Origin of the sequence: Dickeya aquatica, assembly GCF_900095885.1 — a bacterium.
In the GTDB taxonomy this organism is placed as follows: Bacteria; Pseudomonadota; Gammaproteobacteria; order Enterobacterales; family Enterobacteriaceae; genus Dickeya; species Dickeya aquatica.
In genome coordinates, this window is record NZ_LT615367.1 from 3364059 (window position 1) to 3380448 (window position 16390).

At 49.6% G+C, this 16390-nt stretch carries 16 protein-coding genes, 1 tRNA gene and 2 pseudogenes; 9 read left to right on the forward strand and 10 right to left on the reverse strand.

The window, feature by feature from the left end; translation table 11 throughout:
* The first annotated feature begins 469 nt into the window (after window positions 1-469).
* Both DAQ1742_RS15335 and DAQ1742_RS15340 read left to right on the forward strand, forming a co-directional pair.
* Window positions 470-545, forward strand: a tRNA-Phe gene (locus DAQ1742_RS15335).
* A 51-nt stretch (window positions 546-596) separates the two neighbouring features.
* Window positions 597-1220: pseudogene (locus DAQ1742_RS15340) on the forward strand (IS256 family transposase); the annotation flags it as partial.
* Window positions 1221-1305: 85 nt separating this feature from the next.
* Here the strand turns inward: DAQ1742_RS15340 and DAQ1742_RS15345 are convergent.
* Window positions 1306-1800 carry a GNAT family N-acetyltransferase gene (locus tag DAQ1742_RS15345; protein ID WP_071604060.1) on the reverse strand — a complete coding sequence of 165 codons (495 nt, stop codon included), beginning with the start codon at window positions 1798-1800 and terminating at the stop codon, window positions 1306-1308.
* Entirely contained in the window at window positions 1797-2090 is a 294-nt protein-coding gene (locus DAQ1742_RS15350) for a type II toxin-antitoxin system TacA family antitoxin (protein WP_035340289.1), read from the reverse strand. Before DAQ1742_RS15350 ends, DAQ1742_RS15345 begins: the two co-directional genes overlap by 4 nt.
* A 1467-nt stretch (window positions 2091-3557) precedes the next feature.
* Between DAQ1742_RS15350 and DAQ1742_RS15355 the strand changes: the two genes are divergently transcribed.
* Window positions 3558-4223, forward strand: coding sequence for an HAD family hydrolase (locus DAQ1742_RS15355; protein WP_035340287.1), 666 nt, complete (start codon window positions 3558-3560; stop codon window positions 4221-4223).
* An 84-nt stretch (window positions 4224-4307) separates the two neighbouring features.
* On the opposite strand, the pseudogene DAQ1742_RS20910 reads toward DAQ1742_RS15355, so the two are convergent.
* The 7 genes and pseudogenes from DAQ1742_RS20910 to DAQ1742_RS15385 all read right to left on the reverse strand — a co-directional run.
* Window positions 4308-4418 (reverse strand): annotated as a pseudogene (locus tag DAQ1742_RS20910) (hypothetical protein); the annotation flags it as partial.
* A gap of 165 nt (window positions 4419-4583) precedes the next feature.
* Window positions 4584-5159, reverse strand: a complete 576-nt coding sequence (locus DAQ1742_RS15360) for a TerD family protein (RefSeq protein WP_035340285.1) — start codon at window positions 5157-5159, stop codon at window positions 4584-4586.
* Between the two features lie 85 nt (window positions 5160-5244).
* Window positions 5245-5823, reverse strand: a complete 579-nt coding sequence (locus DAQ1742_RS15365; RefSeq protein ID WP_035340283.1) for a TerD family protein — start codon at window positions 5821-5823, stop codon at window positions 5245-5247.
* A gap of 52 nt (window positions 5824-5875) precedes the next feature.
* On the reverse strand, window positions 5876-6919 hold the full coding sequence (locus tag DAQ1742_RS15370; protein ID WP_035340281.1) for a TerC/Alx family metal homeostasis membrane protein: 1044 nt from the start codon (window positions 6917-6919) through the stop codon (window positions 5876-5878).
* Window positions 6920-6944: 25 nt separating this feature from the next.
* Entirely contained in the window at window positions 6945-7400 is a 456-nt protein-coding gene (locus tag DAQ1742_RS15375) for a tellurite resistance TerB family protein (RefSeq protein ID WP_035340279.1), read from the reverse strand.
* Between the two features lie 24 nt (window positions 7401-7424).
* Window positions 7425-8591 (reverse strand): TerD family protein, encoded by a 1167-nt coding sequence (locus DAQ1742_RS15380; protein WP_035340277.1) that lies wholly within the window; start codon window positions 8589-8591, stop codon window positions 7425-7427.
* Window positions 8591-9178, reverse strand: coding sequence for a TerD family protein (locus DAQ1742_RS15385; RefSeq protein WP_035340275.1), 588 nt, complete (start codon window positions 9176-9178; stop codon window positions 8591-8593). Before DAQ1742_RS15385 ends, DAQ1742_RS15380 begins: the two co-directional genes overlap by 1 nt.
* 324 nt (window positions 9179-9502) lie before the next feature.
* Between DAQ1742_RS15385 and DAQ1742_RS15390 the strand changes: the two genes are divergently transcribed.
* From DAQ1742_RS15390 to DAQ1742_RS15415, 6 genes are all read left to right on the forward strand, one after another.
* Complete coding sequence (locus DAQ1742_RS15390; RefSeq protein WP_035340273.1) at window positions 9503-10585, forward strand: ATP-grasp domain-containing protein; 1083 nt, start codon at window positions 9503-9505, stop codon at window positions 10583-10585.
* Complete coding sequence (locus DAQ1742_RS15395; RefSeq protein WP_035340271.1) at window positions 10582-11724, forward strand: phosphoribosyltransferase domain-containing protein; 1143 nt, start codon at window positions 10582-10584, stop codon at window positions 11722-11724. The genes DAQ1742_RS15390 and DAQ1742_RS15395 overlap by 4 nt, the downstream gene beginning before the upstream one ends.
* Entirely contained in the window at window positions 11717-12490 is a 774-nt protein-coding gene (locus DAQ1742_RS15400) for an HAD family hydrolase (protein WP_035340269.1), read from the forward strand. The genes DAQ1742_RS15395 and DAQ1742_RS15400 overlap by 8 nt, the downstream gene beginning before the upstream one ends.
* A gap of 1 nt (window position 12491) precedes the next feature.
* Complete coding sequence (locus DAQ1742_RS15405) at window positions 12492-13571, forward strand: cysteine protease StiP family protein (RefSeq protein WP_035340267.1); 1080 nt, start codon at window positions 12492-12494, stop codon at window positions 13569-13571.
* Window positions 13571-14527 carry an HpcH/HpaI aldolase/citrate lyase family protein gene (locus tag DAQ1742_RS15410; RefSeq protein WP_035340265.1) on the forward strand — a complete coding sequence of 319 codons (957 nt, stop codon included), beginning with the start codon at window positions 13571-13573 and terminating at the stop codon, window positions 14525-14527. Before DAQ1742_RS15405 ends, DAQ1742_RS15410 begins: the two co-directional genes overlap by 1 nt.
* Window positions 14528-14599: 72 nt before the next feature.
* On the forward strand, window positions 14600-15073 hold the full coding sequence (locus DAQ1742_RS15415) for a hypothetical protein (protein WP_035340263.1): 474 nt from the start codon (window positions 14600-14602) through the stop codon (window positions 15071-15073).
* 282 nt (window positions 15074-15355) lie between these two features.
* Here DAQ1742_RS15415 and DAQ1742_RS15420 read toward each other — a convergent pair whose 3' ends face one another.
* Window positions 15356-16309 carry a DMT family transporter gene (locus tag DAQ1742_RS15420; RefSeq protein WP_035340261.1) on the reverse strand — a complete coding sequence of 318 codons (954 nt, stop codon included), beginning with the start codon at window positions 16307-16309 and terminating at the stop codon, window positions 15356-15358.
* Window positions 16310-16390 lie beyond the last annotated feature (81 nt).

Genomic DNA, 16390 nt, shown 5'->3' on the forward strand with positions numbered 1-16390 from the left:
ACCGTCCGATAGACATCAGTAAAATCAGAGACCGGCTGGCTCTATTTTTAATCATGCCTAACAGGGGGCGTCAGCACGCCTCACCGCATGGTGGTAAGGGATAATCGGGAAAACAGGGATGAGGTTAACGCAATGCGTTCAGGATGCGGCAACAACAGCGGAGATCCGGCGCACGGTGTCTTTACCATGGGCATTGAATCTGACATATCCGCAATCCTCTAAATAACCGCAGGTGGAAGGTAAGCTAAAAACCGCGCAATAGTGGCATTATTCTTCACCGAATTCAAGACAACGAATGTGACAGTATTTATCGGCGCAGTGCCGCGCACCATTAGGCCAGCCGATACCCTCACCCGGCGGCTGGAGCCTGCGCAGAACAAGGGCAACTGACTGAAAATAAACCAACCGCAACGATTACGACAGAAACTCGTTGACGCTCATCGCGATATACGGTTTAATGCGCCCCGTTGCCCGGATAGCTCAGTCGGTAGAGCAGGGGATTGAAAATCCCCGTGTCCTTGGTTCGATTCCGAGTCCGGGCACCACTTATTCAGAAAAACCAGCCTACGGGCTGGTTTTTTGCTTTCGGGGAACAGATAAAGAAAAATCAGACCCGCATTACGCAGATGGACAGCCAGATTTTGTCCCTGTACGCCAAGGGCATGACTACGCGGGAAATCGTTTCTACATTCAAAGAGATGTACGATGCCGATGTGTTGCCCACGCTGATATCCAAAGTGACTGATGCGGTTAAAGAGCTGGTGATAGAATGGCAAAACCGTCCGTTAGACTCACTGTATCCCATTGTTTATCTTGATTGTATCGTGGTAAAAGTCCGTTATGGCGGCAGCGTCATCAACAAAGCGGTATTCCTCGCGCTGGGCATCAACACCGAAGGCCAGAAAGAGCTGCTGGGTATGTGGCTGGCTGAAAACGAAGGCGCGAAGTTCTGGCTGAGCGTACTCACAGAGCTGAAAAACCGGGGACTTCAGGACATCCTGATTACCTGCGTGGACGGTTTAAAGGGCTTCCCGGAGGCCATCAACAGCGTTTATCCGCAGACACATATCCAGCTGTGCATCATCCACATGGAGCGCAACAGCCTGAAATATGTCTCGTGGAAGGATTACAAGGGCGTCACCAGCGGGCTGAAAGCGGTGTACCAGGCCCCAACCGAGGAAGCGGCGCTAATGGCGCTGGATACGTTCGCGGGCATCTGGGCCCCCAAATCAGCAAAAGCTGGTGTAAGCATCCCTACAAAACGAATCATTCATTTTTTAATGATTCGCGGACACAATCTCAATTTCAAATTGATAAACTCCCCACCAAATCCCCCAGCGTCACCATCAATATCATCGGATCGATCGGCGAAGGTTCAAACCCCACCCGCAGGTAAAATTCCCGCGCTTCATCAGACAGCGCATGAACCAACATCCCGCGAATACCGATGGTATCCGCCACCTGAATCACCCGCAGCCCGGCATCGCGCACCAGCGCTCGGCCAACACCCTGACCATGTAATGATTTATCTACCGCCAGACGCCCCAGCACCACCACCGGGATCGGATCAGGCATATTGCGGCGAAAGCGTCCGGGAGCGACATTCGTTGCTACAGCACTGGAAGCCAATGAGTAATACGCCAACACTTTTGAGCCATCGCAACTGACGAAAGTTCGTGATGCGCCAGTGACCTGATTTTTCATCGCCCGTAGTTTTAGCCAGTTATCCATAGACTCCACGCCGCAACAGAATGAGGAAAGTACATGTTCGGCGTGGAGTGGCTCAGGGGCAGAGATCATTTTTTCTGTTCCCACGGTGCGGGGGTTTGCATGGTTTTTCGCAGCGCGGCATTCGGGGAAGGGGCCTGATCCAAACGAACGAGGAATTCCTGATAAGCATCAGGATCTGCCATGACGATGCGCTGATCGATCAACGCTTCCTCTGCGGCGGCGCGAGCAGCCTCAAGAACAAAATCAGTACGATTTTTTCCTCTGGCCTTCGCTGCACGATCGATAAGATCGCGTTCGGCGGGTTTGATGCGTAAATTTAGTGTTTCGCGTTTAACAGAAACGCTGTTCGTCGCTGGCATGATGTTATCCTCCGTCCTACTCTCTGGATATTAATCATACAGCAACCGTAACGCTAATGTCATTACGATTTATCGGCATCATAGGGAATCGAACCAAAGGAACGAACCGGGTATTTCTTTACTACATGTGACCCATCATTCTGATCTGTCTATAAAAATACGGGTCAACCCACGGGTCTTGACAACAGCCACGGTTAAAATTTACGCTACATCTCAACTTAATAGAAAGCTGAATGATCCCGAGTCCGGGTACCACTTATTTAGAAACGGACGCCTCTGGGCGTCCGTTTTGCTTTATAGCGTTACACCTTATCCCATAAGCCACGTCAATTACTATCCGTTGAAATCGTCTTGACCCGTTTCCCGTTGATTAATGCAACACATGTCAGTCGTGTCCTCATCGGCAACGAGAGAGCATCCTGATGAAGAAAATTTTTTTCAATGAACAGATCATCTGACTCTTCCGCTCTGCCATAGCCAAGGTTTCAAGCCCGCAGTCTCTGCCACAAACATGCCATTTCAGACGTTCCCTTCTACATATGACGTAAAGAATTTTCCTTACATGGCGATACCGGAAGTGAAACGCTTTAAAAACCCGAAGAAAAGAACGCTCATCGGAAGATGGTTTTTCCATAAGAACATGATAAAAATGGAATATTTCAGGTTGTTCTGGGTTGAACGTTCTGATAACAGGCCAGCAGCAGGGCGCAGTTTTCGTTATGTGTGAGGATACAAATCCGTCGCGTGCAGGCTTAATCGGAACAGACTCGGCAAGACTTCTCACTACGGAAAAATCATTCGTGATTGCAAAAAGGATGATAACGAGTATCGGCCATATTCAGCACTGAATTACCAGGTACCATCGGCGTTTGCAGCACAGTGGCGAAACGAGATATTTAGCTTTCAACAAACTGATATTACCACCTGAGTGCTGTATCTAATTCTGGGGCAGGTCACCCTCCCCCAGAAAAATAGTAGTACCGAAAAATATCACTAATCTTTCTACCTGATAAAAAAGTCGTTAACGCAGCTTTTTATCAAATTATCAAAATGGAATTACTTCCCTTTTGAAGGAGCATTGCCACGGTTGTTACCAGATGGATTTCCTGTTGTACTTGGCCAATTACCACCAGAACCAGGATGGCTGGATGGTCCACGTCCTTGTCCTTGCCCCTGACTACTGCCCTTTGATGCTGAAGATCCGCTGTTTTTTGACATCGCTAATTATCCTTGTTTGGTTGTCCCGAAAAAAGAATAGTAGACATCACTCCAGGCTACCACGGTGGTTCGGCTATTTTTCAACAGCAGAAAGATTGACGCGGGCAGGCGCATTAAATCAGCGGGGCTAATAACCGCAACAACGTCGGTAAAGAAATTTAGCGTTGAGCCAGCGCAGTTTGTGAGACAGAATAAATCTACCGATGTGGGAACAGTACACATGTGACAGTTGAATGAGCACATTACGTAATGGTTAATATTATTAAGACCAGTCAACCTCTCGCCGTCTTTGACTTTGATGGCACACTGACCAAGCGAGACAGCTTTGTCCCTTTTTTGTGTTTTGCCTTTGGGAAACGCGTATTTGCCCGGCGTCTTGTCCGTCTGGTTATCCCCACACTCAAATTTATTGGGCGCAGGATGACACGGGATGAACTTAAAGCGGCCCTGATCCACACCTTTCTTACCGGCATTGAGGCCCGCTGGGTTGAAAGTAAAGCGGTTGATTTCTGTGAGCAATACTGGACCCGTCTGATGCGCCCTTCCGGCCTCATTGGCGTGGCATCTCAGGTTAACGCGGGAGCCATTGTGACAATCTGCTCGGCTTCGCCTGCAATAGTGCTGAAACCCTTCGCAGAAAAATTAGGAATAGGTTTAATAGGGACAAATTTAGAAGTTAAAGATGGCGTGCTGACAGGCCGCATCAGTGGCTACAATTGCCGGTGTGCCCAGAAGGTGTCGAGACTGGAGGCTGAGTATGGGCCACTGTCTGCATATCATCTGCGTGCATGGGGTGACACCCGTGGTGATTATGAAATGCTGGCGGCAGCCCAGGAACCTTACTGGCGACATTTTCACCGCCCTTGGGAAAAACGCAATCCCCCGGCTACCAAAATCAAAGACGTTCTGAAATAACACAACATGCAGCCATTTCAGTGTGTCGCTTAAAACTAGCAAGCCCCCGATATCGGAGGCTTCACACTGCGCGAGAATCCCTTCTTTTCTTGCCGCGGGATGCCAGTCACTCCATTCGTTGAGTAACACCTCGTAGCGCGATTCATCGCTTATCGTTGCAAAATCATCGTTCGGGAAGATGTGAGTGTTATCAATTCGGCGAACGGCTGTCCGTCAGCTTTACGGGAACCGATATGAACACAAGGGAGGACACATCACTACCATAACTTGTCGCTAACGGTTTGATGCTATTCGGGAAAGGTCACTTTTTATAAAAAGCCCCGGTGTTTTACCAGCGGGGCTATCAGGCTTAGATGAACGTTAAATGTTCACGCCATGCTGTGAAGCCAGTGCGGATAATCCACCCGCAAAGCCCTGGCCTACCGCTTTGAATTTCCACTCGGCGTTGTGGCGATACAGTTCACCAAACACCATTGCGGTTTCGGTAGAGGCATCTTCTGATAAGTCGAAACGCGCAATTTCGGTGCCGTTATCGTTGTTAAATATGCGGATATAGCTGTTGTTGACCATACCGAAGTTTTGTTTACGCGCTTCTGCATCATAAATGGTCACAGCAAACACCAGCTTTTTCACGTCAGCAGGGATTTTAGCCAGATCAATTTTGAGCTGTTCATCATCACCTTCACCTTCGCCGGTACGGTTATCACCCATGTGGGTTACGGAACCGCAGGTACTGGTTTTGTTATTGAAGAAAATAAAGGACGCGTCGGAAATGACTTTACCGTTCTCCCCAACCATGAAGACCGATGAGTCAAGGTCAAAATCGGTACCGTCCGTCACGCGAGCATCCCAGCCAAGGCCCGCCATAGCGACATTCATCGTCGGAGCTTCTTTCGTTAAGGAGACATTGCCGCCTTTAATCAGAGATACAGCCATTTTTAAACCCTTGTAATAAGAAAGATTCACAATAAGCAGGCGGCAGGCACCGCCTGTTTAGTCCCAAAAAAGTTACGCTTAACTATTAAGAAGCGTTGATACCGTACTGAGCACAAACAGACGCCAGGCCACCGGCGTAACCCTGGCCGACGGCACGGAATTTCCATTCCGTGTTGTGGCGATACAGCTCGCCAAATAGCATGGCAGTTTCCGTGGACGCGTCTTCAGTCAGGTCATAACGAGCCACTTCCTGCTGGTTATCATCATTGACCAGACGAATGAACGCACCGGAAACCTGACCGAAACTCTGACGACGGGCCGCTGCATCATGGATTGTCACGACAAAAACTATCTTGTCTACGTCAGCCGGGATCTGGTCAAGCTTGATTTTCAGGGCTTCATCATCGCCGTCGCCTTCACCGGTGCGGTTATCGCCGGTGTGCAGCACAGAACCATCCGAGGATTTCAGATTGTTGTAGAAAATGAAATCTGAATCACCGCGTACTTTACCCGCGCTATTGAGCAGGAATGCAGAAGCATCAAGGTCAAAGTCCTGACCGTCGGTAGAGCGAGCATCCCACCCGAGTCCGACAAGCATGTTTTTCATTGTTGGAGCTTCTTTACTTAAAGAAACATTCCCACCTTTAGAAAGAGAAACACCCATATTCCTATCCTCGATTGTTAACGTTAATAGTTAAAGTGAAGGTTGTGGGGAATTACCCCTCTTTGCCTTCCTCAGCATCAGGTTTTCCAGGGAACAACACGCTGCCAATAATACCCACGGCCAACACGCCCAGCACCACGAAGAGGCTCGCATTGGCTGAAATGCTGTAGCCATGATGCAACAGATGATCGCTTGCATTCAGCCCCAGCTTCACACCGATGAAGAACAGCAACACGATCACTGCTTTTTCAAGGTGGACCAGGTACTGCTTGAGCGCTTCCAGAACAAAGTACATGGTACGCAGGCCCAGAATAGCGAACATCATGGCGCTATAGACAATCAAGGGCTCACGGCTCACGGCGATAACCGCCGGCACCGAATCAAATGCAAACATCACATCCGACAGTTCAACAACGGCCAGGCACAACATCAGCGGGGTCGCATACAATGCGGCTTTACCCACACGCCCAACCTGGATGTCTTTGTTTTCAGGCTTTGCCAGCTCGATATCAACTTCCTTCTGGGTTAGCAGGAAAGCATGCCCTTTTAATTTCGGCCAGAGCGGGAAGAAGCGTTTCACCAGACGGTAAGCAATATGCTGAGAGTAATCTTCAATGGCATCGTCGTCATCGTTGCTTTTCAGCATCATGACCGCCGTCCACAAGACGACTAGCGCAAAGACGATTTCGACCCACGGCCCCAACGTCAGCAGGCTGGCACCAATGGCTACGAAGATCCCACGGAAAACAATAGCGCCAATGACCCCCCAGTAAAGTACACGGTGGCGAAGATTATCAGGCACTGCAAACCACGAGAAGATAGCCATCATCACGAAGAGGTTATCCACGGACAGGACTTTCTCCAGCGCATAGCCGGTAACAAACAGGCTGGCAACCTCAGCACCGTGATGAATGTAGAGGAAACCGGCGAAGGCCATCGCCACCACTATCCAGAACACGGTCCACAGTGCAGCATTCTTTAAAGAAATCGGCTTGTCATGACGGTGCATAAACAGGTCGATAAAGATGGCTCCGACAGCCAGCAAGACAAAAACGATGACCGTCTCTGCCGGGAAACCAAGATGCGTAGATACCATAATTAGCCCTTAAGCCAGAATGTCATTAAAGGCCAAATTCAGCCGGAGTAAAGCCCAGAGCCTGTGCAATTTCACGCACAGCCGCCTGTTCAGCCAGATCGAAGTCGCCATCACTTTTCGCTACGGCAATACCGACGCGCAGAGCCAGTTGTGCAGCCTCGGGCTGATCTTTCAGGGCAAGAATGTATTTCATGGTTTCGCCTTTGCCGATTTCGTAATCGAAACTAAAGCTGGCCACCAGTTCATTGAAGAACGCAATCACCTCTTTGGTTTCGAACACTTTCAGTTCAGGCGATGCCTGAAGAAAGCCAATCATCTTCTGCTTTTCTTCCGAACTCACACCATCACTGGTAACCGCAATACGGGCACAAACGGCCACGGTGCCCTGCATGAATTTTTTGTTTTTAAAGCGTCCAACCTGTTTGATCAGTTCATCACGGCTGGCATTGAACGCGCCTTTTACTTTGTCGAAGAAACCCATTATTTCACCCTCAGGATTTTGCAATTATTTTGAACCGGCAGACCAGCGGAAGCCCCAGCCCAGCGCTTTATCCATGTCTTGATGACCACTGAAATACTGGTTGATTCGTTCAACCTTGATGGCTCCGTTTTCATTCACCAGACGGGCAATTGCGCACATATTGTGGCGGTTAGACCCCTCCGTTAAACGTGTTTCTATCGGTGGCTGCCCGGGAATATGCAGCGTGACGACACCATCTGTTTTATCCCAGCTCGCGACGCCTTCGTAAATGAACGCATAGATAAGCACCTGGCGGATTTTCTTCCACTCACGACCGTTGACATGCAACCATTCACCGTCAGACACCTGACCGGTACGATCATCACCCTGCAATTTGACGAAAGGTTCATCATTAAGCTGACCAAACCGGTTTCCAAGTGCCTGAACAACATTTTTGTCGCCGTCCTGGAGTTCAATAAACGCACCGAGATCCAAGTCAACCCCTTTAGTTTTACTGAACATACCACCGAACAGGCCGCCTGACGCCGCACTGCCCTGATTCCAGTTGAGGTTAATTTTGATTTCGCCAAAATTATCCTGCTTGGCAAGACTGATCGATGGCTTTTCTTTGGTCAGAGACACTTTGCTCAAGCTGATTTTTGCAGGCTCTGGTGCTGGCGTGCTGGCAGGGGCCGGCGTGCTGGCGGGTGTAGTATCGTCTGAAATGTCTACCCCGAAATGCTCCGCCAGTGGTTTCAGCCCACCGTTGAAACCTTGTGCGACAAAGCGGAATTTCCACTCTGCATTACGACGATAAATTTCGCCGAGGATCAGCGCCGCTTCCTGACGACCAGACACATCCACATTACCGGACAACAAAACATCGCCGTTAAGTTCAACCTGAATGGAGAGATGTTTCAGACCCGAGAGCGTCATGTTTCCATCACAGGTTGCGGTGAAAGCCAGTTTTTGCACTTCCGGGCGCAGACGGCTGATATCAACGGTAAAAGCGGTATCTGTACCGGCACCGGATAGCGTTATAGAAGCATCATCATTGACCGGCTGCCCGTAAAACACCATATCCGAATCGCCCTGCACTTTGCCTGATGCATAAAGACGGAACGAAGAGGCATCAACAGGGATGCCAGAAAGAACACGCACCGTCAGGATCTGTGAGGGTACGGGGGCATTGCCCCCTGGAGTCATAGTCATTACCGCACCACCGTGGCAATAATGTCAGCATGCATATCGTCAATCGTTCGGCCGGTTGAGGCTTTACCGTGAGCGGTGAAGTCCCAGTTACCGCCATTGCGTGCTAAAGACGCAATGATAATGCCAGTGTGAGAACCCTGCTCGGTCAGTTGATAACGGGCCAGTTCTTTGCGGGACTGATCGACCACGCGGCAAAAAGCATTATCGACTTCATTAAAGGTTTGCCCACGGAAGCTGTTTACCGTTAAGGCAAGGTATTCAACTTGTGCAGGTAAACGGGTCAGGTCTACGGTGATCACTTCATCATCGCCATCGCCTTCACCAGTCAGGTTATCCCCCTGATGAACAACGGAACCACAACTTGATTTCAGCTTACGGAACCAGATGGTATCGAGAGTTTTACCGGCACGGTCTAACAGAACGCATCCTGCATCTAAATCAATGGAATCGCTGCCACCACCCAGAAGGCCACTTAAAAATCCTTTTTTCTTTTTCAAAGGATCCCAGCCTAAACCGAATTGAAGCTGGTTTAATGACGACGTTTCTTTACTGAGTGAAACAGTTTGGTTTTTGCTTAATGAAACCATTATTTATTCCTTCAGAGATAGGTTAAGTCATTATTTTTTTAAATCAAAAATTCTTGCACTTAAAAATCATATCATGACGAAGTTTAACAACAACCCACATTTCACACCCACAGAGAGGGTAACAAAATATATAATTGATTTAAAAGTATATTTATTTTTTTATTTACATTTATTGACGCAATAAACTCCGCATACCCAGCCCGGGCGTTCCTCAACTTTACACAGGGCAGATTTAATCATGTTATGATTGACATACAAAGCATACCTCCCTAGACTGCCACGTTAAACTCTCTCTCCCCTCTCATTCCGGGAAAATTAAATCTAATGGGTCAGACAATCTGGTTAATGGAAGGTTTATCTTCGCAGCGCGATATTATTTTAGGCATTAAAGATTTTTTTAAAAATACGAATAAAGCGGTTACCGTTATTGCCTCTCATCGCCACCATCGCAATGAAATACTTTCTTTGGCAGATATTGCACTGATTGAGCCTGCCGATGATGAACAGCGTCTGGATTTTATTACTACTACCGTAAAGCAATACGGTGTTCAGGCCCTTCATACTGGTCGCAACTGCCTGTGGTTTGAAACTCATCGTCAGCAAATTGAATCACTGGGTGTTTCCCTGACTACAGGTGCCACCAGCATCACAATGTTTGAGCTGGCAGATGACAAAGTCAGCTTTGCTCATGCCATGCAAGCCCGTGGTCTGGCAGTCGTGCCGTCACTACGTATTGAAAGTGCAGAAGAACTGCGTCACCAGATAACCCGTAACAGCCTATCCGAAGGCGATAAAAAATCACTTTGCGTGAAGCCAGTCACCGGTATTTATGGCATGGGATTCTGGCGCTTTGATGACAACGCCACACCGATGTCTGCGTTTGCCCACCCGGACAGCCGTAAAGTGCACCCGGAAGTGTATTTACACGCACTGGAACAGCAAGAGGCGTTTGAACCACTGGTTCTGATGCCGTACCTGCCAGGCCCTGAATATTCCGTCGATATGCTGGTGGAAAAAGGCAACGTTATTGCAGCCATCGCCCGCCGTAAAGAAGGTGCGTTGCAATATCTTGAACAATCGGGTGCGGCCTATGAACTAAGTAAAGCATGCGCCCATATGATGCAAGCCGATGGACTGGTTAATGTGCAGACACGTAATAACGATCAAGGCGAACCGGTTTTACTTGAAATCAATATGCGGCCGTCTGGCGGTATCGGTTATACCCGCCATAGCGGTGTCAACCTGCCCGCACTCTTTGCCTTGCGCCAGCTTGGTTTGATGGATGAAGCACAGGCAACATTGCTCGCCACAGACAGTTTCTCGCCAGCGATTGTCCGTTCCATGACCGACGTCATCCGGTACAACCCAACGCTTGAGAATCTGCACGTCAGCGAAGGGAGCGCATGACCATGCTGAATGGACTACCTGTCTACCGCAAAGCACTGTCCGGTGGCACCCTCACGGTCACTCCGACGGGTGGCACCTTGTCATTAGATTCACTGTTCGATATCGCCGAACGTCGTAATCCCAATCGGGCTTTTCTGTTTGTCAGCAAAGTGCTGGGGCGGCATATTCCGATTCCACCCGCGACGATGCGTTCAGCCTACCGGCAGCTCGCGCAGCAGCTTCCCGCTGACTTACCGCAGCCGGTGCTGTTTATCGGCATGGCGGAAACGGCCGTCGGGCTGGGTGCCGGGGTTTTTGATGAGGCATTAACGCGTTTCGACGCCGCCGTCTACCTGACCTCAACCCGTCATCCCGTTGATGGCGAGCTGATGTGTGAGTTTAAAGAAGACCACTCTCACGCGACGGACCATCTGCTCTACTACCCGGCCGACCCGGTGCTTCGGGCGCATGTCAGCAACGCCCGTAGTCTGGTGCTGATTGATGACGAAGCGACGACGGGCAAGACATTTATTAATCTACTGGAGGCGCTGCGCACCGAGGCACAGCTGACAACAGTAGAGCGCGTCGTCACGGTAACGCTGACGGACTGGAGCGGAAACACCATCACAGAACGGTGCCCGCTGCCCGTTACACCGGTTTCTCTCGTGCAGGGTAACTGGCACTGGGAGAAAAAAGCCGATGCCCCCGTTCCTGTTATGCCTAATGTGAATGTCACCGCAGCAGGGAGTGTGGCGATAACGGGTAAACAAAGCTGGGGACGGCTGGGTATGTCGTCATCGGCAAGCGATCTCGGCACAACCGTGACGGCATCAGCCGGAGAAAAAATCCTGGTGCTGGGTTCCGGGGAGTTTGTCTGGGAACCATTACTGCTGGCAGAGCGACTGGAAACCCAGGGGGCTGAGGTCAGGTTCAGTTGTACGACGCGATCCCCGATTTCCGTCGGTTTTGCCATCAAGTCAGCGATTGCCTTTACGGATAATTACGGACTGGGTATCCCGAATTTTGTCTATAACGTCGCCCATCAGCAATTTGACCGCGTTCTGTTGTGTATTGAAACACCGGCAGAGAGTGTCGATCCGGCCTTACTTGCCGCCTTAAATGCGGTCGCGCCCCTCGTAGAGGTGATCGTTTATGAATAAGCCAGTGGTTCTCTCGGATCTCGACGACACCCTTTTCCAGACTCGCCGAAAAATGGTCGATGAACTGGCGCTTGAACCCTACCGTCCAGGTGCCTTAGACCGTTCCATGAATGCCCGCAGTTTTATGACCGAAGAACAGTCTATGCTGGTTGACTGGCTGCTCGAACACGCAGATTTTATCCCAGTCACCGCACGGGGGACGCAAGAAATCGCCCGCGTAACCATTCCATTTCGCTCATGGGCCATCGTGACACACGGTGCAGTGATACTGACACCGGATGGAACACCGGACGATGAGTGGCAGGCACAGATGTTGGTTAACCTATCAGCATATAGAGATCAACTACTTACCTTACAACGTGACATTACCTTACTCATGGAAAAACGCGGTGTGAAAGGGTGGGCGCGAATCAACTATGAATATGACAATACACCGGTGTATCTGGTGATGAAGCACACAGACAGCACCCGACTGGCAGAGCTTTATGCCCTTGGCGATGAAATCGAAGCCACCTTCCCGACGGCCGGTTTTTATATTCATCGCAACAGCAACAATATTGCCTGGTTACCGACACCGGTAGAAAAAGGGCTCGCAACCCAGTACCTGCTGAAAAAACTTCGCGCCGAGCGCGGCGTTTTTCCTGTTATTGGTCTGGGAGACAGCCTGAGTGACCATCGTTTCATGAAGCTGTGTAACTGGTTTGGCATGCCTCAACAGAGTCAATTTGCCCAACAAATCAGCCACCTCATTTTCAAAGAGAAATAACATGCCGTTATTTACCCCTTTTTCCGGCTCTTACTTGCCCGATGACGTTCACTTCCTGCTTCAACCGGTTGAAATGGAAATGACGCCTGTAGAGCAAAAAGAACAGCTCATTCAGTCTGGTGCCAAACATTACTCCGAGATGTTAAGCCAGGAGCCAGAGCCAACCCGCTGGCATCTTGACTTGTTTGCACGCGCTCTGGAGCAAGGGGCGACGCGCCTGGCAAGAGAGGTAGTGATGCTCGCCAAAGCGCTGTCAAATCGCTTCGGCGATACGCCGATTGTCCTGGTCAGTCTGGTAAGGGCCGGTGTGCCTCTTGGCGTGATGTTGCATCAAGCGCTGCGCGATATGGGCAAACCGTCGCACCACTATGGTGTCAGCATCATTAGGGATCGCGGCATTGATGAAACGGCAATGGACTGGATTGAGGGCCGACACGGCACAGAAGGCGTGGTATTTGTCGATGGCTGGACGGGCAAAGGGGCGATTACCGGCGAGCTTCGCCGCTCGCTGGCATCTCGTTCAGGATACCCGAAAGATCCTCGCCTCGTTGTTCTGGCGGATCCCTGCGGTGTATCCTGGCTCGCTGCCAGTGACGATGACTGGCTAATCCCCTTCGGTATTATGGGAGCCCCGGTATCCGGGCTTATCTCTCGTTCCATCTGGTCATCAGAAGGATTGCATGGCTGTGTGCGGTGCGAGCATCTGCGCCAGTTCGAGTGCAGCCGCCTGTTGGTCGATACCGTTGCGGATTGCCGAAACGCGCTTGATTTGGACGCTATCCCCGCCAGTCAGTGGCAGCCGGAGCAGTTTGTTGCGTTGAAATCACAAAGTGAGCAGATAATCTGTTCGCTGGCTAAAGAGTACAATATCTCCAGTATTAATCGGATTAAACCCGGTATTGCAGAAGCCACTCGGGCAGTTTTACGCCGCGTCCCCGAGCACGTTCTTGTCCGTTCAGTGCATGACCCTGACGTTGCTCTGCTGGTGTACTTAGCCCGTGAAAAAAATATCACTATCACAGAGGTGGGTGACCATATCGGGCAGTATCGGGCCATCACCATTATCAAAAAGGTTCACTGATGACAAAGAGACTATCGCCTTACCGGCTAGGGGCCACGCTCTACATGCCTGCGACGCGTTCTGACATCGCCACCAGCGTGCTGAATAATGAAATTGCAGGGCTGCGTTCGGTGGTCATTTGTCTTGAGGACGCGGTCAGTGAAGACGATCTCCCTGCGTCGATGGATAATTTAAAGCAGATACTGATGACATTACGGTCTGCCCGGGCGGAGGGACAAGGTGCCCAATGGCCTCTCATCTTTATTCGCCCCCGCCACATACAAATGGGTAAAGACCTGACGACATCTTGTGATTTATCACCGATTGATGGCTTTGTGCTGCCCAAGTTTACCCTCACGTCGTTGCCGGAATGGTGGGGCATCATGAAAGATACGCATCTGTGCCTGATGCCGACACTCGAAACAGCAGATGTCTTCGATGTGATGCACATGCGCAAGCTCGCCACGACCCTGGCCGGGCACCCTTGTCGTGATCGCATCATTGCATTGCGTATTGGCGGAAATGACCTGATGAACGTCATTTCGCTGCGTCGCCCACGCAATCTGACGCTTTATGACAGCCCGATGGGCTACGTCATCAAGATGCTGGTGGCCGTTTTCGGAAAACACGATTTTGCCCTGACCTCGCCAGTCTGCGAGCACATTGATGACCATGACATTATGGAGCGTGAATTGGCGCTCGATATGGCACACGGACTGGTCGGCAAAACCGCCATTCACCCGAATCAGATTGCCAAAATTGAGCGAGCGTTAATGGTGACGCCAGCCGACCATGAAGACGCGCTGCGCATTCTGAACTCCACTCAGGCGGTGTTTAAATCGCAAGGCGCGATGTGTGAACCGGCCACCCACCGACGCTGGGCGGTAAGGGTGCTTGAGCAGGCTCAGATTTATGGCATAGCACCAGAAGATTCGCCGGAAGGGGTACGACTGGTAACACTCACAACCCAGCACTGAGGGATACACAGCACCGAACTGTATTTTTCAAGCGACAAAACCCCTTTAATTGACCGCAGGCACTCATTAATCATGCAACTTAGCACGAAACAAGCACGTATTTTTCGACTGGCGATTTTGTTAGGCTCAGGCCAGCCCGTGCCGACAAAAAAAATTATCACTCAGCTTGACTGCTCTGAGCCAACCTTAACGCGTGCGCTAAAGGAGTTGCGAGAAACGTACTCTGCCGAGATAAAATACAGTAAAGCCACACACTCTTATCAGCTTATTGAGCCAGGTATTCTTGATAAGAAAACCATTCGTGGAATGAATAAAACTCTCAGTCTGAGTGTCGATATTAAAACCGGTGACGTTGTAAACCGAGTCTCTCTGGATAAGGAGAAAAAGAAAGCGGTTTCGCTTTCTCTGCGCATGTCAGTCCTGCGAAAAATTGATCATTTTGCTATTCGTACCGAAATGACGCGGAGTGATGCCGTTGAGTTATTAGTGGAGCGCTATATCGCGGAACTCTCTGCTGCGGTCGAACAACGTAATACCTCGAATTAAAGAGGCCTTCCGGTATCGACTCTCCCCTCCCTTCACTACAAATCAGTAAGGGAGCGCGTGGCAGCGCAGTTCACAGCGTTTCGATAAAACTGACAAAGAACAGCCTCACGTCACGCCCACATACACGCGAGTGCCAGTCACGCTGGTGACGTTGTCCATCTGCTAAACAACAAAGCCCCGCTCCACCAGGCCATCTTTCTCTGATTGATGAACGGCACACTGTTGTTTGCTGCAAAAGCGTCGGTTAATCACATTTAAAAAACAGAGGGGATAAAAATCAAATCAGTGACTACGCACAGGGATGACAACATTTCTAGGACTATGATATCTAAGGTATAAATTATTAATTATAAGAGCAGACCCAGTGATACAAGCGCCAGTAATCTCAGGGATGCCAGGTTCCACACCTATGATTGCTGAAATCGAGAAAGCAGTAATGGGTACAACATCCATAAAAAGGACTCCATTTAATGGAGTCAGAATTTTGTTGCCAATATTCCAGCAAAGTATCCCGATAAAACTGGCCACTATTGCTGTGTAAACAACGTGAGGGATAACAAATAAAAAATCACTCACTGATGGCACTGGTATTACTCCACTTAGATATAAAGCACCATTAATAACCAGTACACTGCTCATCCCCAAAAATGTTGTCAATGCGGTATATTTTATAGCAGACCAGGTAGGAAAAAATGAAGCGCCTACCGTATAGATAACCCAACAGAGCGCACCAAAAATAATAAGAAGGTTAGCTTTATAGTTAGCGGGGGAATTAAACAAACTACTATAATGCCCTTTAGTAATCACCGTCATCACCCCAAAAAATGACATCATGATTAACCCAATAGATATAGCAGGAGGCGCAACCTTACGTAACACCCAATTAACAAGAATACCCAACATTGGCATCGTCGCCATCATAATTGAAGTCGTCAGTGCGCCATTTTCCCCCGCCATTTTTTGGCCCAGAAAGACGAAAAAACCAAACCCAACAAATGCGGCAGAACCTAATAACCAGGCCAGACCAACGCGTTCACCTTTTAGACTCAATCCAGCTTTTCCTTCGCGCACATATAATGCAATTAATAATGCAATTCCAGCGAAACCATAACGTAGCGTGGTGAAGGTGTAAGGGTCAAAACGCACGAGAGCGCTGGTCATAATTGGAAATGTTGCCCCCCATGATAATGTAGCGATGAGGCAGCAGAGCACACCTTTCGAGTAAGCGTTTTTCATACTTAAATATCTCAGTTATGTATGATAAAAAATTACCCATCACGTCTTTCGGATGAGCGTTAGAATGGAAGCTATTTTGAC